Raw genomic sequence first — 24,202 nt, forward strand, 5'->3', positions numbered from 1 at the left:
TAAAGCTGTGGCGATAAAATAAGGGGTATTGACCCTGAATGATAAAGCGCTGACTATAACGTTATAGCCATAAAAAAACCGAGTAATGCTTTATTTCATAATAAGCGCATCACTCGGTTTCTATTTTTATCGAACATTGCAACAGATTAACTAATACGCTTCTCTGTTCGTAGTCCCATTATCAAACTGACACACATCACCAACAGAATAATGGTGAACGGCAAGGCCGTTGAAATTGCACCCGCTTGCAAGGCTTCAATGGCCTCTGTGCCACCCACCCAAACTAGAGCAGCAGCAATCGCGCCTTCGATAAATGCCCAAAATACGCGCTGTGGGATGGGTGCGTCGACTTTACCACCTGATGTAATGCTATCAATCACCAGTGAACCAGAGTCTGATGAGGTCACAAAGAAAACCAGCACCAACACAACAGCAAGTAGAGATAAAATGTTACCCATTGGCAATGCGTCAAACATTTGGAACATTGCTAGTGGCACTTCTGTTAAGCCTTTTTCGCCTAACGTACCGACTTTATTAATGACTTGATCAATCGCAACACCGCCGAATACTGACATCCAAAGCGTTGTAACTAACGTAGGGACAAGTAACACAGCCGTCATGAACTCACGAATAGTACGTCCACGTGAAATACGCGCAATGAACATGCCCACAAAAGGAGACCATGAAATCCACCATGCCCAATAGAAAACTGTCCAGCCATGCATCCAAGCTTCGTCTTCACGGCCAATCGGGTTACTTAATGGAATAATGTTTTCAATGTATCCCATGACTGTTGTCGGAATGGTACCCATCGAAACAGCAAAAGTAACCAAAGTGACAAACAGGACTAAAGCAAGTGCCAACAGCATATTGACATTACTGATGACTTTAACACCACCATCAATACCACGGACTACTGACCCAACGGCCAACAGAGTCACTACAAATATAATGCCGACTTGAAGCATTAAGCCGTTTTCAATGCCGAACACATGGTGAAAACCACTCGCGGCTTGTTGAGCACCAAGTCCAAGAGAAGTCGCCAGACCAAACAGAGTGGCAAGCACCGCTAGAATGTCTACGATATGCCCTGGCCAGCCCCAAGTGCGATCACCTAGGATTGGGTAAAAGACTGAACGCATGGAAAGCGGTAGGCCCTTATTGTAAGCAAAAAAGGCTAACGACAGTGACACTACACCGTAAATGGCCCATGGGTGAAGTCCCCAATGGAACATGGTCGCGCCAAGGGCTAACTTAGCGGCTTCGGGTGTATTTGGTGTCACATTAAGAGGAGTTTCAAACCATCCGGTAAAGTAAGCAACAGGTTCTGCTACGCCCCAAAACATCAGACCGATACCCATGCCTGCTGCAAACAACATGGCAATCCATGACATCATCGAGTAGTCAGTTTTTGCTTCATCACCGCCAAGGCGAATTTTGCCATATGGCGAGACAATCATCGCCAAACAAAATACCACAAAAATATTGGCTGACCACATAAACAAACCATCAAAAGCGCCAATGATTTTCCATTTTATGCCATCTAATACGGATTTTGATGTTTCAGGATCGACCACTAAGATGGCGATTAAGAAGAGTCCGATTAAGGAAGCGCTGATCCCAAAAACAGGGTTGTGGACATCAAAACCCCATTTTTGAATGTTATCTTGGCCGACTGTGTAATCGGTATTATCAATACTGTATTTATCTTTTTTAGTATTCATTGATCCTCGTTTAGAACAACTTTCATTCGAAAATGTAACTTTATTTTACGTTATTAGACGGCAACTTGCAGCTTATTGCTGAAATCAATCATCTCTGATGTTGCTTTCCAGGTAATAGATTGTAAATTTTTCCTGAAAGCACTTTGTCAGTTTGCACGGGTCTGAATGGCTATTGAATTTTAAATCGACCTAAACTTGAACTGATAATTCGTTATTAAGCCGCTCCTATCCTATCGCACAACAAATTACACTCGTTTTTTTGATAAATGTGAAATTCAACTATTTAAGAAAAAGATTACATTTGATTGTAGGGGCTTTTGTACTCGGTTGATTGCCATCTAAGTGTTATTTGAACCGTCGTTAAACAAAATTTGAGCTGATGAACTGTCAAACAAGTCGATATTAGCGGTAAATAGAGAGCTCCACATAACGTTTTAAAGCTGAAATGCTCTATTTGTAAGCCGTTAACCTTAAAGGATGAGTACGATTAAGCAGACGCTAATGCCTGCTCGACACCACTTTTTGCGTGAATTTCAGTCGTATCGTACAATGAAATATCGGTGTCTGCTTGTTGAATAAGTAACGCAATTTCCGTGCAGCCTAATATGATAGCCTCTGACCCTTGCTGAAATAGCGTATTAATAACCTCTAAGTATTTATCTTTAGATCTCGGATTTATCTCGCCTAGGCATAGCTCATCGTAGATGATGTTGTGTATTACCGTTTGGTCAGCTGAATTGGGGACGTTAACGTTAATGCCGTACTTTTCAGTTAACCGAGCCTTATAGAAGTCTTGTTCCATGGTAAAGCGTGTCCCTAGAAGCCCGACCGTTGTTATGCCATCTTTAACCAGTTGCTCTGCCGTCGCGTCGGCAATATGTAGGATAGGAATGGTAATTTTAGCTTCTATTTCAGGGACAACTTTGTGCATGGTATTAGTACAGATCATTAAAAAATCAGCACCTGCTAGTTCTACCGCTTTAGCGGCATCAACAAGAATGTCTGCAGTTTCTGTCCATTTCCCTTGATGTTGCAGTAACTCAATTTCAGCGAAATCGACACTATAAAGGCATATTTTGGCTGAATGTAATCCACCAAGCTTAGATTTAACGCCTTCATTGAGTGCTTTGTAATAGTTACTCGTTGATTCCCAACTCATCCCGCCTAACAGTCCAATGGTTTTCATAATATCCTGATAATACGTCTTTAATGAATACACAAAGACCATTTAAACATTAATCATGATTAGAATCAGTGGTGTTGCTTCAATATTTTAAGTGCCCTCTCCTTTAATATTCTTCGCATTACAGCGTTGCAAAGCACAAATAGCGCTTTAACCATTTGAAGACAGATTCAAGATCAATAGCCATTAATGATTGAAAGGGACTGCAGTACTAACAGACCTGTGTGCTGCAAACGACAGTGATTTTGAACAGAAAAAATAACCTCAACTCTCAGCCTGCGATGCTCAGGCGGTATGCGTATTCGACTCATATATTGAGTATGGACATCACTCGATTGAAACCCGTTTTAAGATTAGGTATATGGCACTATCTTAATCCAGATTAAGGATTGTCTTCTATATTGCAGGTAATATGAGTCATTGCTGATTCGTGCATAGCAAAAAAGAACAGCCATGCTTATTGCATGGCTGTTCTTTTTTATTTCATGATCACGCTAAAGAATAATACAAATAATGATTTTAAGAGGATGAGACTTGAGTACTTTGTTTGCAGAAACCTGTATTGGCAACATGACGTTGAAAAATCGCTTCATTCGAAGCGCAACCTGGGAAAATATGGCGACTGAAGATGGTCATATGACGGATAAGTTATACGCCATCTACGCAGAACTCGCTAAAGGGGAAGTCGGCCTCATTGTCACGGGTTATGCAAATATTGTAGAAGAAGAACAGCCAAATGCCGGCATGATGGGAATGTACAATGATTCCTTTATCGCGGAATACCAAAAACTCACCGAGTTGGTACACAGCAACGATGCCAAAATAGTGATGCAACTTGCCTACGGTGGCACAAAAACTACGCATAATGTAGGCGAACGAGTGATCTATGCGCCGAGTGAAGTGTGCGAAAGAGGTACACAAACTTTAGGCAAAGCGATGACTAAGGATGAAATAGATTACATCATTGCGGCATTTGCTCAAGCAAGCCGAAGAGCCCAAAAATCTGGGTTTGATGGAGTCGAAATACATGCAGCACATAGCTACTTAATCAATCAGTTTTTAAGTCCATATTACAATCGAAGAGAAGATAAATATGGTGGCAGCTTAGACAATCGAATGAGATTTTTAGTAGAGATCTATGCTGAGGTAAGAAAGCTTGTAGGTGATGACTATCCAATATTAGTTAAATTAACCGCATCTGAGTTTTTCGAGGGCGGGTTAACCTTTGCTGAAACCCGCATAATTTGTAAAAAATTAGAAGCGATTGGGGTGGATGCAATCATCATCTCAGGAAATATCCATGGCAAGGCCAGCACTATGATTGGCGAGACTTATGATGGATATACCCTTCAGCAAGAAGGTTACTTCCATGAATACGGCCATGCTATTAGCCAAGACGTTAATGTCCCTATTATTACCGTAGGCGGATTGAGTGACATTGCTGCGATAGAAGATATTGCCAATAGAACCAATATCCAATACTTCGCAATATCAAGACCTTTGCTGGCAGAGCCTCATTTAATTAAGCGCTGGAAGCAAGGTAACAAAGCCGCTGTTGATTGTGAAAGATGCTCAAAATGCCGCACAAAGCGTGGCAATTTTTGTGTCGTGCATAAAAAGAGAAAAACCAATCTAAAGCCCACGTAAAGGCACGGTTAAAAAACCGATGCTGTCAGTTGATATCTTTCTAACCTTCATTAGGTTCGATTTGGGAGCATTATCCTAGTTGTTCTGTCTTAGTGCATCTGTGAACAATACAGAACATGTCAATTTGGAAGACAGCTAATTAGTTCAATGACTTACCTCTAGATATTAACGGGTGGCACACAAGCTGAGGGCTAATATATCTGAGGTTATGCTGGGTATTAAGTTCATTTACACGATATTTTTAAGTTGGGTTCCCTCCAAATCAAGCCGCTTTGGCCTATGGCTGGTTTGTCATTGAAACTAAAGACACCACTACGCACGCCCTATTCTCGTTAGTATGATGATAAGTTAACACTTATTTAAAGTGATTATGGGTAAGCTAGATGGTCCATCGACTTGCTTGTAACCGACCATACATTTATCTTGTAAACCCTTTGGAGCCGTTGTGCCAAGGTATACAATAAAGTGACCTCCGATTATCGCACTTGAATATACTTCATTATCTAATTCAATGAGGTCTTCCCAACTGCCATTTGCTAATGAATAGTTAGCTAAAGGGTAACCGTATTTTATGTCTAAAATCGTGCCATTAATATCCACATTCACGCCTGAAGCCCTAGCTAAACCCTGATTACCTTTGATATTTGATTTCGAATACACAAGCTTTGTCGCACTTTCCATCGCGGCCTTAACAGCTTGTAGACTCCCTGTTTTCGCATCATTTTGTAAGTTAATAAATCTTGGTGCTGCAATAACAGCTAAAACTCCCAAAATAATAATAACGACAACAAGTTCGATTAAGGTGAATCCACCTTCACTCTTTACTAATTTAATACTTGCGCGCCTAATATTCATAATGTGAAAACTATTCCAATCTGTTATTTATAATACAACTTAAGGTTGATGCAGCGCCACACAGGAGCTCATTTAACGACGATATTAAGTGGATAAGTAACATTTTATATAATCGTGATACGGCGCTTAACGGTGGTTTAATTATTCTCTACATGGAATAGAAGAACTACTGGAGCACGACTCACGAAGCCATAAACGGTCAGCTAATAACTTAACAATAATGATGTCTAAAAAGTAAAGCCTATTAGCCATAGTAACCAAACCACCTAGACTAAAAATGAGGTGTAACCCACAAAACGATTATAGAAAATGCAGACTCAACCAATTAGCATTAACCTAATTTGGCAGATATATAATATTAATACAGTAACTTAGTGTTGTGATTGTCATGTTGCATCTATTTGCGCTTATCCCTTTGTGTAATTAGTGTGGGTAAATCTAATATAGTCAGTAGCCCTCTATGCTCCACCGCTGTTTAAACAAAAGAGTTGAAGATGAGCTTGAACGGAATAGAGAACCCAGCAGGTGGGGGCTACATACCATATAATAACAGTAGATTTAACATCAAAGGTTTTAAGCATGCTGCAATGGATACACAGCCCTAAAAACACACAGGTGGCTAAGTACATCAAGTGTTACTGGCTGATAGAAAAAACAACCTTACAAGATACTCATAATTTTCCGAAACTGAATCCAGATCCTTCTGCTCATCTGATTATTTGCCCGCAAGCGCAACATTATCATTATGACACTGCAGCGATCGCCTCAGATGGAAATGGCAGTCATTGGCTTTATCCTCAGCAGAAAACATTACGCTTAGATCATACCCAGCGTTTCGTTTGTCTTGGTGTTAAATTTCATGTCGGCGCTCTCTACTCTGTTGATATTCCCAATTACAATCACCCAAGCCTAAATTCAGCGGCCAGCATAGAAATAGCGGAATGGCTTTCTGTCACTGATTTTTCGGTGGAATCACTTTTGCAACTAGGGCGTACTGAGCCTTTAGTGTGTTGTGCCAAGCTAGATGAACTATTTTTACCATTGTTAAACAATGCTATTGAAGATCAACATAGTGAAATAACCCGTAAAGCGCTGCCATTATTAGATTCAACGCCTATTTCAACACTGGGTGAAAAGCTGTGTTGCTCGCAGAGAACCTTAGAGCGCAGTTTTAATCGAGTCACCGGGCTCACGATGAAACAATGCCAGTCGATGGACAAACTGGAAGCGATGTTAGAATACTTGTATCAGCGCGATGCAACGGACATTGATTGGGTTGATGTGGCATTAACATTCGGCTTTAGTGACCAACCTCATCTCATTCGACAACTCAAAAAGCAGATTGGCTTAACACCGAAAAATTATATTGAAGAAAGAGGCTTAGCTATCGATATCTATGGCGGGGTTAACCCTAGCGAGTAGATCCGACGGGGTGACAGCGCGAATGGGTTTATACCATGGCCTTATTCTTAATAAAAAGGCCTGCAACTCAATCACAATCCGCAGCAATAAGTTACAAGCCTTAGCACTCAGTATTAGTCTAGGTGTTCAGCCTCTTGTCGTACTGCTTCTACAACGGTTTCAGGGGCCCCTAAATACTTGGAATGGTCAATGAAAATACCTTGGTCATCAACGGTTAACATTAACACTGGAAATGATGTGGTACCAATAACTTCATAGATCTCAGCAATCCCTGCCAGGGTCTGCTCAGCATCATTGAGTAACTCTTCTCTAAACACCTTATTCGATGGCGATAGCTTATGAGTATCAATGATGGTGCTAAAATCATGTTTGTTGGTCAGTGGATTACCTTCGACAAAATGAGCATGCTGCAATGCAGTCAGCACGGTTAGCATTTTATCTGGTTGTTTGGTTTCTAGCCAAGCCATTAGATTAGCGACTTTAGTGGCATCTTTTGGACTGTTTGCATAACGAATATGCTCTCTACCAAACTTAACCTTAGACAGCTTTTTAATCGCGTCAACTTGGTCAAGACCCGCTGAATCTGTGCCGTCAAAGTGGCAGCAGTGCAGTAAGTGAAGTTGTATGGTTGGAAAAGCTTCACATAGAGCATTAACTAAAGGCGTTGTTGCATAGCTCCATGGACAATGACTGTCATAAATAAAATACAGCTCAAGCTGGGCATCGTTAAGTTTGGTATCGTTGTTCATTTACTTCAATCTTGATATTGATAAGTGAATGCTGATCCTAAGAGCTTTTTCACTTTATATCAATTGACCTTGTGCAATAAAAGTCAATATTGTGCAATCTTTTGCCAGATTTTGATTTATTAACGCCTCAGCAAACAGCCCCGAGCCACAGCATAGCGATAAATCTAACATTTGCAGCTCTGTTACCCCCTATTTCTGTCTAAGCAAATTGCCGCTTCAATTGCTCAAATCTTGTATGCCAGAGCATCATTCAACAATGGATGGGTCGAAAAGACGAGTCAAAGGCGATCAACTTCATAGTTTAGTCATAAGTTAATCATGTTCCGTAGCCACGGGATTATTGAATCACTAAAATTGTTTGTTAACAGCTTCTAATACAGCACATCGTTTTGCCTATTTGAAGATCTTAGTCATACATGTTTTAGGTTGATATTTATCGTGAGAAAAATCGAGTTGTTGGCACCGGGTGGTGATATTGAGTCAATCAAAGCGGCCATCGTTGCAGGGGCAGATGCCGTTTATTGCGGCCTTGATAATTTCAATGCTCGAAAACGCGCAGAAAACCTCAATTTTGAACAGTTATGCGGATTATTAAGAGTCGCTCATCAGCATCACTGTGAGCTATTTTTAACCTTGAATATTATTGTGCTAGAGCATGAATTACCTGCTCTTTTCAAACTACTTAACCAACTTGTGAACACCGATATTGACGGTGTCATTGTGCAAGATCTAGGTGTGTTTGACATAATTAGCCGTTATTACCCCAGTTTAGCAGTACATGCCTCAACTCAATTAACCACTCACAATAGCGGTCAGCTGGCATTTTTAAAGGAGATGGGAGCTACGCGAGCAAACCTGTCTAGAGAATTGGATCTTGGTGAGATCACCGAGTTATCCACGATGGCGAATACGCTCGACATGCTAACGGAAGTGTTTGTACATGGCTCCAACTGCATTGGCTTCTCTGGCCTTTGTTATTTCAGCTCCGCACACGGCGGTAATTCGGGTAATCGCGGCCGTTGCAGTCAGCCCTGCAGAGATCAATATCAACGTACTGATGTAGGCGCCGATTATCCTCTAAATATGAAAGATAATTCCGCCTTTGATGATCTTGAAAGCCTCATTAATGCGGGTGTTGATTCATTAAAGGTTGAAGGCCGGATAAAAAAATCCCATTACGTTTATAGCGTTATTGATACTTGGCGGCAGCAACTGACAAAACTGCAACAGCAGCAAACATTAACAAGTGATAAAACTGCACTATATACGGTGTTTAACCGTGACTTTACCAATGGCTATCTAACGGGGAACGTGGGCAAAGAGATGTACATCGACAACCCTCGAGATAACGCTGTACAACACTTTAGCGCGATAGCGTCTAACAGTGACCAACCGACAAGTGAGGTTATTCAGGTCGTTAAGCAACGGCTTTATGATAAGAAAACCCTTATTATTGATTCAGTGACAGAACAAATAAAGACACTGGATATTAGTAAGCCTGAAATTGAGCTGCAGATCAGCGGCGATATTGGCACTCCTCTTAACATTAGCGTTTTTGTCGCGGCGAGTAACACCCCAAGTTTCAGTGTGGTATCAACAAGCTGTTTAACCGCTGCGGACAAGTATCATTTATCGGTTGAGGAACTCGCCAGCCGCTTCGCTAGCCTAAATTCTTATAAACATGCGCTAAAGACCGTTAACTGCACAGGCTTGGCAAGCAGCATTTATCTCTCTTTTAAAGAGCTGACTCAGATGAAAACGGCCATTGTAAGGTTTTTGAACGGCAACAAGGCGCTATATAAGCCGATTGAATTTAGTGATATTCGTAAACAGCGCCTCGCTAATGCTGCATTGAACACATCTCAAGATACAGCGCAGCCAACTGAGTTATCTGTTTTGATCGGTAATCGCAAAGATCTGGCCTTATACACACAGCTAAAGCAGCAAAGCTCGACAGAAAAAGTGAGATTTTACTACGCGGTGCCCGACTCAATTGCCGCTGAACAGGAAAAACTCATTACGCTATTCAACGTATACCCAGAACTCACCCCCTGGTTTGGCGCCATCGTGTTGCAAGCAGACTTTATTGCCGTAGCGCAACTGCTTAAGAGTATTCCCCAAACACTAATAGCCACTAATAATAGCGGTGTAGGCCATACCGCCCATACGTTGGGTATTAACTGGATTGCAGGGCCCCACCTCAATACCAGTAATTCATTTAGTTTAGAAAGTTTGAAAAAAGTCGGTTGTGTTGGCGCATTTATCTCTAATGAACTTAATGCAAAACAGATAAAAGCCATTAATCCTCCACAGAATTTCAGCCTACATTACAGCGCATTGCATCCCGTATTGCTGATGACAAGTCGACAGTGCTTATTCTTGCAGTCTTCTGGTTGCGATAAGTCTGTAATGGATAGCGAGTGCCTATCGGTTTGCAAAAAACAGACGACAATTACTAATGTTAAAGACGTCAGTTTTATCATTGATAAAAAAAGGCGAGATCACAATAACTTGATCGGTGCAGAGCACTTCTTCAACCCAGACATCATCATGAAATCCCCAATAGATTTGAGCATATATTGTTGGATCTACGGGCAATAGAAACCCAGAGTCAATTTGTGTGGCCAAAAGCAGATCTTGTTAGCGCTGTTAAGCGATTATTGGCCCCAGGCTCTGAACCAGAGCAGGTTAACTCTCTTAAGCAAGCGCTTTCAGCTTCAACCCGAGCTCAATACTTAAAAGGTTTATGATCGCTAGCGCACTAATTATCGCCGCGAAGTAATAGAGGTTTATGTCGTTAATTGCATCAGCATTAACGACGCTGCTATTGGCTACTTTAAGTCCTAATCAATATTTTATGACAAGCTACCCCTTACATTTGATCAATGCTTGCTGAGCAAATCCCACTATAGTCGTCTACTTTTTACACATCTTTAGAACTATTCAGCCAGAATTGAACATCCGCATCTCAGTAAATGAAAATCGAATAAGGTCACTTTGTTTACTAATACAGCACTTGAGCCCATATAGCGGTGATTTTACTCATTCATATCAATTTTTTGCGGATAAATGCTATCTAACTGTATAGAGTGGAATTATTAACCGTCATAAGAGGAACGACTATGCCAATAACACCTCTCAGCAGTGACCAGCTATATCGAACTTCAGGACTTAATCAGCTTGCGCCTACCTGTAAATCAACCAAGCATTTAGAGCCACTAGACAAAATAGTCGGCCAAGAAAGAGCGCAGCAAGCTGTTGAATTCGCACTATCCATGAAAGAAAAAGGTTACAACATTTATGCACTAGGCCGTAATGGACTAGGCAAACGTACTATGGTGTTACGCCACCTGAGTCGACAAAAAGAAAACGCTAACGGGCGTACGCTTTACGATTGGTGCTATGTCGTCAATTTTGACGATACGCGCAGCCCGAAAGTACTCAAGCTTCCCGCTGGAAGTGGACTCGAATTTAAAAAGCAGATTGAAAAGTTGATGCTCAAATTAGCTAAAGGTTTACCTTTAGCGTTTGATAATGACATGTATTTTTCCCGTTCTGATAAATTGAAAAATCAATTAGCCGCAAAGCAAGAAGAAGCGTTAGTTTTACTCACCGAGGAAGCCAAAAAAGAGAGCATCTCTTTATCAATTTCTGCGCAAGGAAACTATGAGCTAGTGGCTCTTGACGGTGAAGAGCCGCATACAGAAGCTAGCTACTTAATGCTGTCGGCAAAAAAGCAAGACACATTGCAAACTGCGATTAGCGGACTTGAATCAAAACTTCGCGGTATCGTTAGACAGATAACGGTTTGGGAAGATGAATACTCTGAAAAACAGCAAAAGCATGATGAACAAGTCGCTGAAGAAGTCTTGTCGCTTGCCTTTACCAAGCTAAAAGAAAACTATAAAGATCAAGCAAATGTTAAAGCTTTTATAAAAGCGATGCACAAAGATATTTTGGACAACCTTGATATCTTTCTTGAAGAAAGTGAAGAGCAAGCCGCCCTAGCCTACGCATCAATGAGCAAGAAGATGCCAAGGCGCTACCTCATTAACGTACTGGTCGCACAGGAGTCTCCGTATCAGCCGATAATTGTTGAAGAGACCCCTAACTACCACACTATATTTGGTTACGTGGAAACAGCGACTTACAAGGGCACTGTATTTACCGATTTCTCTTTGATCCGTCCCGGTAGTTTGCATAAAGCGAATGGTGGCGTATTGATGATAGATGCGGTTAAAGTGCTTGAACATCCCTATGTTTGGGATGGCCTTAAACGCGCATTACGTTCACGTAAATTGAGTTTGACCTCTCTTGAGCGTGAAGTGACGTTGTCCGGCGCTATCTCTCTTGAGCCGGAAGCAATACCGTTAGATGTTAAAATCATTCTATTTGGCGACTTTGCCACATACAAACTATTACAGCAATATGACGCTGAGTTTACCGAGCTATTCAGAGTCACAGCTGATTTTGAAGATAGAATGCCACGAACCGATGATTCTGAAAGCCATTACGCGCAATTTATCTCTAGCATTGTACACAGCAATAAGATGCTGCATTGCGATCGCAAAGCGATAGCACGGATAATTGAGTTTAGCTCTCGGCAAGCCGACGATCAGAATATGCTCTCTTTGCACTCGGTTGATATTGCTAATTTACTCAGAGAGGCAAACTACTGCGCCCAGGCCGTCAGTTCAAATATGATCCGTACCAGTCATGTCGAGCAAGCATTAATCAACAAAGAACAACGTATATGTCGTGCTAAAGATGATTACATGCAAAGTTTCATTAACGGCACCACCTTAATCGCCACTGAAGGTAAGCAAACCGGTCAAGTTAACGCACTATCAGTCATGTCGACGACTGACTACCAGTTTGGTTCACCAAGTCGGATTACAGCGACCACCTCTTTTGGTGAAGGGCGCGTATTTGATATTGAACGCACGGTTGAACTCAGCGGCAGTATTCACTCAAAAGGCGTGATGATTTTAACCGCTTATATTGCTTCTATCTTGGGTAAAACAGACAAAATCCCTTTGTCGACACACCTGACTTTTGAGCAATCCTATGGCGGTGTTGATGGTGATAGTGCCACGATGGCAGAGCTATGCGCGATGTTGTCCTCTTTTGCTGACCAGCCACTGAGACAGGATATTGCGATTACCGGTTCAATGAACCAGTTTGGTGAATCTCAGCCTATTGGCGGGGTGAACGAGAAAATTGAAGGTTTCTTTGATGTCTGTAAAATTAAAGGCCGCAAGAACAGTCAAGGTGTGATCATTCCAGCTTCAAATATTCATAATTTGATGCTGAGAGCTGATATCGTCAACGCCGTTAAAAAAGGGAAATTTCATATCTGGGCAATCAGTCACGTAGACGAGGCGATTGAGCTGCTCACTGGAATTAAAGCGGGTAAAGCGGATAAGCAAGGAAACTACGATCCTAAAAGCTTATTGGGTAAAGCTCAGCTACGGTTGAAGTCACTTTATAAACCAAAAACGTAAATTACATTTTTGTGATGAAAATAAAAAGGCCGAACATGAGTTCGGCCTTTTTGATGATTTTTTCTTTTTAAGCGAAAGCTGCTTGCAACGGCGGAACAACTTGCTTCTTACGACTCAGCACACCGTCAAGCCAAAACTTAGCATCAATTGATTGCTTATCAAAAGCAGATTCGATAATACTTAAATCGTCACTAACGATAAGCATTTCTGAACCTTCTTTCATGATATCAGTGAGTAGCAACAAAACGCTGTGACGTTTGCCTTCAGCTTTTAATAATGCGATATCAGCGGCTAAACCGGCTTTAATATCATCAAATACCGACAAATCAATCACTTCTAGCTGGCCAATGCCGACTAAATTACCGTTCATATTGAAGTCTTTAAAATCACGTAGTACGAGATCACGTGCTGGTGTGCCCTGCACTGCAGATTTCACTTTAAACATATCCATGCCAAGTTCTTTAAAGTCTTCAATACCAGCGATTTCAGCAAGTGCTTCAACACACTTAATATCAGCGGTAGTACAGGTTGGTGATTTAAAGATGACGGTATCACTTAGGATGGCACACATCATAATGCCAGCAATCCCTTTAGGGATCTCGACATTATAAAAGTCATACATCATTTTAATAATAGTGTTGCTACAGCCTACCGGACGGATCCAACATTCGAGCGGTGTAGAAGTTGTTAGATCACCCAATTTATGGTGGTCAACAATACCGACAATTGTCGCTTCAGCGATATCATCCGGCGCTTGAGTAAGCTCAGAGTGATCGACAATGTACACTTCCTCGCCAGCATAGCTCATCTTGAGTTCTGGTGCGTCAAAACCAAACTTTTCTAAAATAAACGCAGTTTCAGGTGATATGTCACCTAAACGAGAAGCAATAGAAGCTTCTCCAATTTGGTTTCTTAGATGTGCAAGTGCAATTGCACCACAAATTGAATCTGAATCTGGGATTTTGTGGCCCACGACATAAACTGGCATAAATAACGCTCTCCTTTAATTTTCAGCGATTTTAACAAACTTTTTGGCAATGCGGAATTAGCAAAAAGGTCGAATACGCTGTCCATACACCAATATACTCCTTTTTAAGTCACTCTTTACTGCCGAGCGCTGAGTATAGGAAGTCTAACGCCTAATCGTCATCACGCCTCACAGAGCCAAACTTATTTGCTAATTGCGATGTAATACCCAAAAAGGGTCTTTATATACCAAATTACGATAGAGTTGAGCCCCAAATATATCAAAATGTGCCATTTTCCTGTATAAGCATGCGTCCTATTACACTTTTTACACTAGAGCTTGGTAACGATGTCAGACAAATTTTTTTTTAAAGGTCGCAAAAACCCAAAACCGAAACATGAAAGTTACGGATTCAATACTAAACGTGTAGCCAAGCTTGGTACCGACGTAAACCCTCTTGTTTTAACGGTTCAAAGTGAAGAGCGCCTTAAAGAGGTAAACCTCTTACTGTCTGATAACCAGCTTCTTGGTAACGTGACCATTGACGCGACTATTGAAGAAAACGTTATCGATTTAATGGGTATTCTTAATCGACCTGAAACGACACGCGTTGAAAAACAACCTAATCGAAATGAGCCTTGCCCGTGTGGTAGTGGCAACAAGTTTAAAAAGTGCTGTGGTTAATCCCATAAACTCACCGGTTTAGTGAAAGCATTTTTTATTGTTGTACGCTATTTCTATTTTTGTAAAAGATGTTTTTGGTGAAGGATGCAATGTCCTTCGCCGAGCGGATATTTGTTTGTACAGTTGAAACATCTTTTACTTATCCCTCCCGCGTTAACCATTTCCAGGCAATACTAAGATTGAATTTGTTACATTTTTAACCATTTAGAATATCACTAAATATAGCAAAAACAGACCACGTCAAACTAAAGCTAGGCACTTACCTTATATTGCGAAAACGTCATACCATTGAAAGCATTGCTTAATTTAGCTCCATACTCTCCATCTCAGTTTAAAAGACACCCCAAAATAGAACAATACAGTGCCCTCTCGAAACACACGTTTACACAATCACACTGTTACATTTCTTTATATCCATTAACATATGCTCAAAATAATTATTAGATTGCACTGACCTTGGCCGTACAAGCATAAGGATCAAGGTTCAATTGCAGTGTGTGTTGGAACTGCTTCAACAAGAGGACGTGTTTGTGGCTACGAAAAAACAGATAATTCTACCCGTGGTAGTGATTGCATTAGGTGTCGCTGGATTTATTGGAATGTCGGCATTGAAAAAGCCCCCTGAAGAGAAACCGGAGATTGATACGACCCCTTTAGTGTCGGTGCAAGCTGTTGAAATCAAGCCGATGGACTTTTCAGTCAATTCTTACGGTGTTGTTGCAGCAAAATATGAAACTGAATTGGTTTCGCAAGTAAATGGTGAAATTGTTTATTTGTCAGACAAGTTTGTCCGCGGTGGTTTCGTCAAAAAAGGCGACATACTAGCTAAGATTGATCCAAGCGATTATGACGCTGCACTCATTGATGCACAAGCTAGCATGGCATCGGCACGAGCGACGTTGGTGCAAGAGAAAGCTTTTGGTAAGGTTGCCGAAGCGGAATGGAAACGTATCAAAGACGGAGTGCCTACTGAGCTGAGTTTGCGTAAGCCACAACTTGCACAGGAAATAGCCAAACTAAACTCTTCTGAAGCAGGCCTTAAACGGGCAAAACGTAATGTTGAACGCACTATCATTAAAGCGCCTTATGACTCTCTAATTGAATCACGCAAAATTGGACTGGGCTCTTATGTCAGTATGGGCACCCAACTAGGGAAAGTGTTAAGCACTGCGGATGCCGAAATACGTCTGCCAATTGCCGATAAAGAGATTCAATTTTTAAACAATAAAGGTAAGAACGCAGAAGTTATCTTAAAAGGTGATTTCGCCGGCAAGCCTCAGGAATGGAAAGCCACTATCGTCCGCAGTGAAGGCGTTATTGATAGTCGCAGCCGTATGACATACCTGGTTGCAGAGGTTTCAGATCCTTATGGACTGAAGAGCAAGATGAACGAACTGCGCTATGGCACCTATGTGACTGCTACCATCGAAGGATTGCACGCGGGACAAGTCACTGAAGTCGCCCGTCACTTAGTCATTAATAACCAAGTGGCTGTTATAGATGATAAGGGCGTACTTAGGTACAAAGATGTGACTATTGTGCGTCAAATGGGTTCTAAGGTGATTATCACTGATGGACTCGACGTGGGTATGAACGTGATTACTTCGGCGCTTGATTATCCAATAGAAGGCATGCAACTCGCCCTTCCCAAAGATAAAGTGCTTGATGGTGAAGATCTCGCCCCAAAACCAACGCAAATAGCGATGGGTGAGAAGGAATAACCATGATAGATACCCATAAAGGCGTAATCGCTTGGTTTGCCCGCAACAGTGTTGCTGCAAACTTATTAATGATCATCATTATTGTAGGCGGTTTGCTAACGGCAAACACGATACGCAAGCAGTTTTTCCCCGCTGTTGAAATAAACTGGCTAGAATTCAACGCTGTATATCCTGGCGCAGCCCCGCAAGAAGTTGAAGAAGGAATAACGATTAAGATCGAAGAAGCGCTCGAGAGCGTTCAAGGTCTTAAACGCGTGATTACCTACTCGAACCGCAACGTTTCATCTGGCTATTTTAGAGTTGAAGACTCTTATGATCCTCAAGTGGTACTCGAAGAGGTTAAATCAGAAATTGATTCTATCTCAAGCTTTCCCGATGGTATGGAACGCCCGAAAGTAGAGCGTATTAAACTTCGCCAAGAAGTGATGTACATCAGCCTCTATGGAGATTTAAACCAACGTCAGCTTAAAGATCTTGGTGAGAAAATACACGACGAATTACTGCAACTTCCTTTAGTCAGTATCACCGATTTTTACGGTGGCTTAGGCTATGAAATTGCCATTGAAGTCAGTAAAGATCGCTTAAGGGAGTTTGGCTTAAGCTTTAATGATGTGGCTGCGGCAGTACGGGGTTACTCGCGCAACATGTCAGCAGGGCAAATACGCGCTGAAAATGGTTATATTAATCTGCGAGTACAAAATCAGGCTTACGTCGGTTATGAGTTTGAAAGTTTACCGCTGCTCACGTTACAAGATGGCACAACCCTATTGCTGGGTGATGTCGCGACTGTTATTGATGGCTTTGAAGAAGGCATTCAATATTCAAAGTTTAATGGTAAAAACTCGGTTACCTTCTTTGTTGGTGCCGCCAATGACCAAAGCCTAACCGACGTTGCTGATGTGGTAAAAGGCTACATTGCGGATAAGCAAAAAGAGCTGCCCAATGGCGTGACGCTAGAGCCCTGGGTTGATATGACCTACTACTTGGAAGGCCGTCTTAACTTGATGTTAGACAGCATGAAAAGTGGCGCTATTTTAGTCTTTATCCTACTGGCTTTGTTCTTACGGGTAAGACTAGCATTTTGGGTGATGATGGGCTTACCTGTTTGCTTCCTTGGTACGTTACTCTTCATGCCAACAGCAATGATCGATGTCACAATTAACGTCATTAGTTTGTTTGCTTTCATCTTAGTGCTCGGTATTGTAGTCGACGATGCCATTGTGATGGGCGAAAGTGCCCATGCCGAATGCGAAGAGAAAGGCCAGCACATCGACAATGTCATTCGGGGGGTTAAGCGGGTTGCAATGCCTGCGACCTTCGGAGTCTTGACCACGATAGCGGCGTTTTTACCGATAACACTGGATGATGGCCCCTCTTCTGCCTTTGGTAAGGCGATTGGTTTTGTGGTTATTCTTTGTTTAATATTCTCATTAGTTGAATCTAAACTCATCTTGCCAGCCCATTTGGCACGCATGAAACAACCGAAAGTCGTCCAACCTGGTTCTAAAAACCCATTAGATTGGCTGCGTAATATTGTTAATTACCTGCAGAAAAAGGTCGATACCGGCCTGAAAATACTGATCAGTCAGTATTATCGTCCCTCTCTAGAACTTGCCGTTAAATATCGCTACACGGTGATTATGATATTTATCAGTTTGATTTTAATCTGTGCCGGATTATATGCAGGCGGTTTGGTCAGATTTATTGGTCAGCCAAAAATCCCTCATGACTTTCCACGCATTACCTTTGAGATGAATATTGATGCTTCTGAAAAATCAACGTTAACCGCGGCATTGCAGATTGAGCGTGCGCTGCGAGAGGTTGATGTTGATCTTGAAGCTCAATACGGCCAGAAAATGATCTCCGACATGCAGGTTGAGTTGCGAGGTCGAACTTCAGCGCAGGTAATGACGAAGTTGGTTGACCCTGAACTTCGCCCGATGGATACCTTTGCTGTTGCCGAACTTTGGCGTCAGAACATGCCAAAGATCCCTGGTATGAAGTCATTCACCATTCAAGATAACCTCTTTGGTGGTGGGCGTGATGATGGTGATATAAGCTTCCGACTCGAAGGTAAAGACGACGCTCAATTAGTCGCTGCGGCTAAAGAGCTAAAAGCGAAGCTTAACACCTTAAAAGGTGTAGGTGATGTTAACGATAGCCGTCAATCGAGTGCGAAAGAGATCCAGTTCGAACTTAAGCCACTGGCACATAGTTTAGGGTTAACACTGGCAGATATTGCAGGCCAAGTAGGAAACAGCTTTTATGGTTTAGAAGCCCAAAGAATTTTACGTAATGGTGAAGAGATAAAAGTGATGCTTCGCTATCCTGAAGAGCAGCGAAATTCAATTGCTCAGGTGTCTGATGTCAATATCAAAACACCACAGGGTGCTGAAATTCCCTTGTCTGAAGTGGCTGTGATTGTTGTCACCGACGGTGTTAACAGCATTCGACGTGAAAATGGTAATCGTACCATCAACGTTTGGGGTTCTGTTGATGCAGACCAGGCTGAACCGTTTAAGTTAGCCAAAGATGTTAGAGATAACTTCTTACCTGAATTACTGACTAAGTACCCAAGGGTTAAAAGTGAAGTGTCTGGCAATATCCAAGAGCAACTTGATAGTGCCGATACTCAGTTAAGAGATTTCCTCATCTCGATGCTAGTGATCTACAGCTTGCTTGCCGTGCCGCTAAAATCATACGCACAACCGATAATGATAATGGCTGTTATACCCTTTGGGGTGATTGGCTCAGTACTAGGACACATGTTGTTAGGTTTAGATCTGAGTGCCCTTTCCGTATTTGGTATTATCGCCGCCGCAGGTGTCGTGGTGAACGACTCCTTGGTGATGGTCGATTACATCAACAAATCTAGAGAGTCTGGGGTTCCGATGAAAAAATCGGTACTAGAGGCGGGTTGTCGACGCTTTAGGGCCATAATGTTAACATCACTAACGACATTTATCGGCCTAGTGCCCATTATGGCTGAGACCAGCATGCAGGCGCAGATGGTCATTCCAATGGCTGTATCACTCGCCTTTGGTGTGTTGTTCGCCACAGTGGTTACTTTGGTGCTTATTCCTTGTCTTTACGTGACTATCGAAGACATAAAGCGATTGATTGGCAGTAAATCAAGAGTGGAAGAGCCGATTGAATCTATTAATGCCGAACCTGTATTGCAAAATACATTGGCAGAGCAACATTAACACTTAATACGAGCTGTTTTTGTTTAAAAAGCCTGAAGATAATCTTCAGGCTTTTTTTTAGGACTAGACAGACTCATACTTGGGTCCATTCTATTGATGCTCAAACCGTCAAAGTTAAGCCAATATTTTACTTTTTTAATTAAAAAAATGGGTCTGAATAATCATATTCAAACCCACTAAATTAGTCTTTAAATTAGTTTACAGCACGCACTTGACCGATAAGTGGGTTTTTAACCGGTTGTGCAATGCCATACACAACCACCATACCTGTGCCACCACCCATAGTCGCGGTACGACGATCAGGATTCTTATCAAGTAACGCCGGAATAACATTCCAATTGTTTGCAACCCAAACATTACCAGCATCATCGATCATAGTGTCAGTAGTTTCTTGCATAATACCACTTTTATAAGAGTGAATTTGCTCGCCGACCTTAACACCTGAAGGGCAATCCCCAGAATGCTCACCACAGACTTGAATGAATCCAGTCCCTAAAAAGTCACCCACAAATACATTGTCGCCACCATCAATACTCACGCCCCAAGCTGCGTAAACTTGTTTATCCAACAGGTTAGACTTTAAAACTTTACCGGCCGGTGAAATCATTGTTAAATTACCCGTTTTAGGGATCTTTGCTTGATTTGCAAAAAGGTTATCTATAGAGATATGGAATTCATCAATAATACTTGTCCCTTTAGGAATGTTTGGTAATGGATAACCTGGAGTTAAGTTTGCGCCAACCCAAACATTACCCTTTGAATCAATCGCTAAACCCCTTGGTGCAACCCCGGTTTTAATTTGAATCGCTTCAGTTGGTTTATCGGCTTCAAATCGAGTCACAGTCATTGAGCCATTATTAGTCACCCATACAACATTGTTATTATCGACGGCAACGGCAAATGGACGTTTTAAACCAGGTACTGTCACAATTTTGCCTTTAGTGTAATCTCCACCAGGGAATAGAATCATCTGATCTAATTGATTATCTGCTACCCATACATCACCATTAGGTGCGGTCGCTAACCCTTGTAATTGACCATTTTTGCCGTTAATCGTTGCAGGCCCCAATGCTTTACCGTTTAAGTCAAAAACCCCCACTTTTGCATTAAACGTAGAGATCCAAACTTTATCTTTAGAAACAGTGGTCCCCCAACCAACACCATCGAGTCCTTGTCCATTGTAGCCAACAAGTGCAGGTGATAACGCTTTACCACTAGGCGCTAAACGAACCACCCCACCGCCAATAGCGGTATTCAAACCCGATTGTGATCCCGGCATCCAGTTTTGACCACTCCATAATTGACCTTGGTTATCAAACATCATTCGCCCTGGTGAATAGATCCCGCCGCCAGTCAATCGAACCATCAATGAAAAGTCTTCTGGCTGATAACTCAAATAGGGTAAGTAATCAGTATCTCTGCGGCCATCATCTTTAGGATATGGGTACGCTTTTGCAAATAATTCAAATAACTCATCATTATTTTCGTAAGGTCGCTTTGCAATTTTTGAGAGTGCCTCTAACGTATTGTCGCTCGATGTTATCTCCAAAAAGCTATCGCATTTCCCGCGGCTTTGCTCTGCTCCACACAGCGTAATTAATGCTGCTAAGGTATTCATTCTGCCTATCGTTTCAGATTCACCGACATTAGACCCGTTCAATACCGTTTCTCCGAAGCCTCCGGTCTGTACATTCGTTAAGTTTTGTACTTGCTCAGAACCTATCAGTAATCCATTTTTTGAGCCCGTTAACCCTTTTTTAGTAGAAAACAGCTGTGCATTTGGCCAAAGCGAACCGACAGTGGTTATTTCATTCAGTACCACTTCTCCTTGTTGTTCATGGTTAAGAATAGATAAGCTGTGGTAGTCATTTACCCTTTTTCCATCGATTTTACCGCCCTTAGCAATGAAGTAATAAATGCCCCCCGCCACCTTGTTAACATCAGAAAAAGAAACATCACCAGAAGCTCCACTTTTTCCTTCAGCAATGATCAACGGTGATTGGCCAGCTTGTGCAAGCCATAGCGAAACGTTTGAGTCATTCACTTGATGGTGATCCGACTCCACATTTACATTGAATGAAATATGCTCATTTGCATAGACACTCGTTGAAAACAGTAATGCTGCAGGGATCAAAGCCGCTATTTTAGTTAATTTCATGATAGACCTTACTTGTAAGTTAATTGACTTATTAAAAAGAGAATAAGGAGAGGTAATAGCACTTCATAATTCCTCTCTTCATCTGATGGATATATACTAACCGCTCGGTCGGTCACCATCAATTAGGTTACCTAAGATCTGAATTTAGTTTTACTTATCTATCCTAATGAAGTGTTAATGTACTGGTGAAATAAGCTAATTAGGTCTTTAAAAGAGACCAAAGTGACTTTTATGAGTTAGCTGAATGAGAGAAGGCATGGAGTGATAAATAGACAGGCTGTCAAAGATGCACAATTAAGCATGTCGAGACGAGAGAAGGTTTAAGATCCTTGATAGCATCTGCAATAACACCACTCTTACCTTACTCTTCTGGATTTTTGGATGGGCATTTTAACGAAGGTTGAGTTTAAATGCTCGCACAGTGTGGAACACTTTTATTTCAATGACTTAAAGTGAGCTTATAAGTCTAAAGCTAGAGTCTATGGCTTAACAACCCGTAGTATGACACTCAGACTATCTTCTATATATTCCTCAGCTGTAATCTCAAGTTGAGAGTGGATCAATAAGGCTGTAGACATAAATAATGAATATATAAATTCAACGAGTATATCTGCTTTCTCACTAGCGACTTGTTTGCTTTCTTGCCCGCTGACAATCAAGTTATAAAGTCCTATAGTGGATTCTTTTTTTGCAACTAAGCGCCGTTCATTTGGGATCGACATCGCCGTATAGTAGGCATTTAAAAAGACAATTTTATGGGGGTTTTCGATTGCCCAGCCAAGGTTGCTTCGCCACATATATATAAATTGGTCGCTAAAACTTAGATTTTCTGGTGCTGAAAAAAAATCAAAATCAGACTTGATTGATTTATATACTGCATCAATCAACTCAGCCTTAGTTTGAAAGTGATGAAATAGTGTGGCCTTGGCTACGCCCGCTTTTTTTGCAATATTAAGCGTAGATATAGCATCAATACCGGTATCAACGGCTAGCTCCAAAGTAGCATCTAAAATCTGCTGTCGTTTCTGAGTCATAGAAATACCATTTGATGTTAAAAAGTAAAATACAAAAGAGAGATAGTTCCCTCTTTTATCTCAATTTTATCTCAATTTTATCTTATTTATTAAAGATAGTATAAATAAAATCTTCTAACTCAATCTGAGAATTAAAGTAGCGCGGAACAGGATAAGGGCTCACGTACACCTCGTTAATGATATTTTTGCTCATTATTGATAAGTCCGAAAGCTTTATCATATTAGGTTTAGGTCTAATATTAAGCGATTCACAAAGCTCTATCACCTTACCGACCAGTTTATTGGCTTTCTCTAACTCACTGCCATCGGTTATGTTAAGTGCTTCAGCCATTTCAGCTAATCGTTTGGTCGCGGAAGGAATATAAAACTTTAGTACGTAAGGAAGTACTAATGCGTTGGCTAAGCCATGTGGCATATTATATAAAGCCCCAAGCTGATGAGCGATTCCATGAACCCAGCCTACACTGGTTTGGGTAAATGTGACTCCTGCATTATGTGATGCTTGAGCCATTTTCAAACGACATTCTAATGAAGTAGCTTCATCACCAAAACATTGAGGCAGATAAGTCAATATGTCTCGAATGGTGTTTAGGTTCATTTCATCCAATTGTGGAGTTGAATACAAACTCAAATAAGATTCCATTGCGTGAGTTAATGCATCCATTCCGGTAGCAGCTGTAATCGCTGGCGGTAATCCAACCATAAGTCTTGGATCTAACACCGCTAGATCAGGCACGATTTTCATACTAATGACTTGTTTCTTCTGGTGATCTATTTCGTCTGTAACCACTGACACCACAGTTGTTTCCGAACCAGTGCCAGCAGTGGTCGGGATAGCAACGAAATAAGCCCCATGATTTTTGATTTTGAACATACCAACCGTTTTTCTTGGCTCGTAATTATTCCAGGCACAAGTATTAATGACCTTCGCGGCATCAATAGAGGAGCCCCCTCCAATCGCAATAACCGCATCGAAACGGTGCTGCTTACACGCTTCAATTCCTTTTTCAATCAGGGCAAAGTCTGGATCCGGCTCTACGCCATCAAATACCGCATAATTGATAGAGGCGTCATCAAGTGCTTCAGTTAAAAATTGAAATGCAGGCAAAGTACTAAAAACACTATCGGTAATAATAATTGGCCGCTTAACCCCTCTTTCCTGTATTTGTTCCATCATGTCTAAAACCGCATGATGGTTTGCAATAACTTTAGGCGTAGGAAAACTAAGATAATTAAAAACCGGTTTCATTAATTTAGCGTAACCAATGAAGACATATTTTTTAAATGTAAAAGCGCAATGTTGAATACTCATTGTAAAACCTCAATAAATTCAAAAACCAGCATCCTT

Annotated in this window: 15 protein-coding genes; 7 read left to right on the top strand and 8 right to left on the bottom strand. The window is 41.5% G+C overall.

The genetic code is table 11. From position 1 onward, the window contains the following. Positions 1 to 146 precede the first annotated feature (146 nt). Positions 147 to 1,724 carry a BCCT family transporter gene (locus L2729_RS19635; RefSeq protein WP_248989777.1) on the bottom strand — a complete coding sequence of 526 codons (1,578 nt, stop codon included), beginning with the start codon at positions 1,722 to 1,724 and terminating at the stop codon, positions 147 to 149. 487 nt (positions 1,725 to 2,211) lie between these two features. After that, positions 2,212 to 2,910: an aspartate/glutamate racemase family protein gene (locus L2729_RS19640; protein ID WP_248989778.1), complete on the bottom strand. Its 699-nt coding sequence runs from the start codon at positions 2,908 to 2,910 to the stop codon at positions 2,212 to 2,214. A 531-nt stretch (positions 2,911 to 3,441) separates the two neighbouring features. On the opposite strand from L2729_RS19640, the gene L2729_RS19645 reads away from it, so the two are divergent. Further along, positions 3,442 to 4,554 (top strand): NADH:flavin oxidoreductase, encoded by a 1,113-nt coding sequence (locus L2729_RS19645; RefSeq protein ID WP_248989779.1) that lies wholly within the window; start codon positions 3,442 to 3,444, stop codon positions 4,552 to 4,554. Positions 4,555 to 4,902: 348 nt separating this feature from the next. Here L2729_RS19645 and L2729_RS21745 read toward each other — a convergent pair whose 3' ends face one another. Beyond that, on the bottom strand, positions 4,903 to 5,409 hold the full coding sequence (locus L2729_RS21745) for a type II secretion system protein (RefSeq protein ID WP_283104296.1): 507 nt from the start codon (positions 5,407 to 5,409) through the stop codon (positions 4,903 to 4,905). Between the two features lie 579 nt (positions 5,410 to 5,988). Between L2729_RS21745 and L2729_RS19655 the strand changes: the two genes are divergently transcribed. Continuing rightward, the gene (locus tag L2729_RS19655) at positions 5,989 to 6,831 is read left to right on the top strand and encodes a helix-turn-helix domain-containing protein (protein WP_248989780.1); all 843 of its coding nucleotides are present in this window, start codon (positions 5,989 to 5,991) and stop codon (positions 6,829 to 6,831) included. A gap of 113 nt (positions 6,832 to 6,944) precedes the next feature. Here L2729_RS19655 and L2729_RS19660 read toward each other — a convergent pair whose 3' ends face one another. Beyond that, on the bottom strand, positions 6,945 to 7,580 hold the full coding sequence (locus L2729_RS19660; protein ID WP_248989781.1) for a protein-disulfide isomerase: 636 nt from the start codon (positions 7,578 to 7,580) through the stop codon (positions 6,945 to 6,947). 438 nt (positions 7,581 to 8,018) lie between these two features. Here L2729_RS19660 and L2729_RS19665 point away from each other — a divergent pair, with 438 nt between their 5' ends. Together L2729_RS19665 and L2729_RS19670 are read left to right on the top strand one after the other, a co-directional pair. Next, on the top strand, positions 8,019 to 10,181 hold the full coding sequence (locus tag L2729_RS19665) for a peptidase U32 family protein (RefSeq protein ID WP_248989782.1): 2,163 nt from the start codon (positions 8,019 to 8,021) through the stop codon (positions 10,179 to 10,181). 521 nt (positions 10,182 to 10,702) lie between these two features. Then, the gene (locus L2729_RS19670; protein WP_248989783.1) at positions 10,703 to 13,084 is read left to right on the top strand and encodes a Lon protease family protein; all 2,382 of its coding nucleotides are present in this window, start codon (positions 10,703 to 10,705) and stop codon (positions 13,082 to 13,084) included. A gap of 67 nt (positions 13,085 to 13,151) precedes the next feature. Here L2729_RS19670 and L2729_RS19675 read toward each other — a convergent pair whose 3' ends face one another. Then, the gene (locus tag L2729_RS19675) at positions 13,152 to 14,072 is read right to left on the bottom strand and encodes a manganese-dependent inorganic pyrophosphatase (protein ID WP_248989784.1); all 921 of its coding nucleotides are present in this window, start codon (positions 14,070 to 14,072) and stop codon (positions 13,152 to 13,154) included. A gap of 327 nt (positions 14,073 to 14,399) precedes the next feature. Here L2729_RS19675 and L2729_RS19680 point away from each other — a divergent pair, with 327 nt between their 5' ends. The 3 genes from L2729_RS19680 (at position 14,400) to L2729_RS19690 (ending at position 19,662) form a co-directional block, all read left to right on the top strand. Further along, complete coding sequence (locus L2729_RS19680) at positions 14,400 to 14,735, top strand: PBPRA1643 family SWIM/SEC-C metal-binding motif protein (protein WP_101090190.1); 336 nt, start codon at positions 14,400 to 14,402, stop codon at positions 14,733 to 14,735. Positions 14,736 to 15,265: 530 nt separating this feature from the next. After that, a complete protein-coding gene (locus L2729_RS19685) occupies positions 15,266 to 16,456 on the top strand; it encodes an efflux RND transporter periplasmic adaptor subunit (protein WP_248989785.1) in 1,191 nt (396 codons plus the stop codon). Positions 16,457 to 16,458: 2 nt separating this feature from the next. Then, a complete protein-coding gene (locus L2729_RS19690) occupies positions 16,459 to 19,662 on the top strand; it encodes an efflux RND transporter permease subunit (RefSeq protein WP_248989786.1) in 3,204 nt (1,067 codons plus the stop codon). 193 nt (positions 19,663 to 19,855) lie between these two features. Here the strand turns inward: L2729_RS19690 and L2729_RS19695 are convergent, their stop codons facing one another. The 3 genes from L2729_RS19695 to L2729_RS19705 form a co-directional block, all read right to left on the bottom strand. Next, on the bottom strand, positions 19,856 to 21,820 hold the full coding sequence (locus L2729_RS19695; RefSeq protein ID WP_248989787.1) for an NHL repeat-containing protein: 1,965 nt from the start codon (positions 21,818 to 21,820) through the stop codon (positions 19,856 to 19,858). A 479-nt stretch (positions 21,821 to 22,299) separates the two neighbouring features. After that, positions 22,300 to 22,854, bottom strand: coding sequence for a TetR/AcrR family transcriptional regulator (locus L2729_RS19700; protein ID WP_248989788.1), 555 nt, complete (start codon positions 22,852 to 22,854; stop codon positions 22,300 to 22,302). Between the two features lie 82 nt (positions 22,855 to 22,936). Continuing rightward, a complete protein-coding gene (locus L2729_RS19705; protein WP_248989789.1) occupies positions 22,937 to 24,166 on the bottom strand; it encodes an iron-containing alcohol dehydrogenase in 1,230 nt (409 codons plus the stop codon). Positions 24,167 to 24,202 lie beyond the last annotated feature (36 nt).

This window comes from Shewanella gelidimarina (assembly GCF_023283945.1).
GTDB classification, from domain to species: Bacteria; Pseudomonadota; Gammaproteobacteria; order Enterobacterales; family Shewanellaceae; genus Shewanella; species Shewanella gelidimarina.

Coding starts and splice junctions, on each gene's coding strand:
- L2729_RS19670 (WP_248989783.1), top strand. CDS start 10,703: ATGCCAATAACACCTCTCAGCAGTGACCAGCTATATCGAACTTCAGGA.
- L2729_RS19675 (WP_248989784.1), bottom strand. CDS start 14,072: ATGCCAGTTTATGTCGTGGGCCACAAAATCCCAGATTCAGATTCAATT.
- L2729_RS19680 (WP_101090190.1), top strand. CDS start 14,400: ATGTCAGACAAATTTTTTTTTAAAGGTCGCAAAAACCCAAAACCGAAA.
- L2729_RS19655 (WP_248989780.1), top strand. CDS start 5,989: ATGCTGCAATGGATACACAGCCCTAAAAACACACAGGTGGCTAAGTAC.
- L2729_RS19635 (WP_248989777.1), bottom strand. CDS start 1,724: ATGAATACTAAAAAAGATAAATACAGTATTGATAATACCGATTACACA.
- L2729_RS19660 (WP_248989781.1), bottom strand. CDS start 7,580: ATGAACAACGATACCAAACTTAACGATGCCCAGCTTGAGCTGTATTTT.
- L2729_RS19695 (WP_248989787.1), bottom strand. CDS start 21,820: ATGAAATTAACTAAAATAGCGGCTTTGATCCCTGCAGCATTACTGTTT.
- L2729_RS19640 (WP_248989778.1), bottom strand. CDS start 2,910: ATGAAAACCATTGGACTGTTAGGCGGGATGAGTTGGGAATCAACGAGT.
- L2729_RS19700 (WP_248989788.1), bottom strand. CDS start 22,854: ATGACTCAGAAACGACAGCAGATTTTAGATGCTACTTTGGAGCTAGCC.
- L2729_RS19705 (WP_248989789.1), bottom strand. CDS start 24,166: ATGAGTATTCAACATTGCGCTTTTACATTTAAAAAATATGTCTTCATT.
- L2729_RS21745 (WP_283104296.1), bottom strand. CDS start 5,409: ATGAATATTAGGCGCGCAAGTATTAAATTAGTAAAGAGTGAAGGTGGA.
- L2729_RS19690 (WP_248989786.1), top strand. CDS start 16,459: ATGATAGATACCCATAAAGGCGTAATCGCTTGGTTTGCCCGCAACAGT.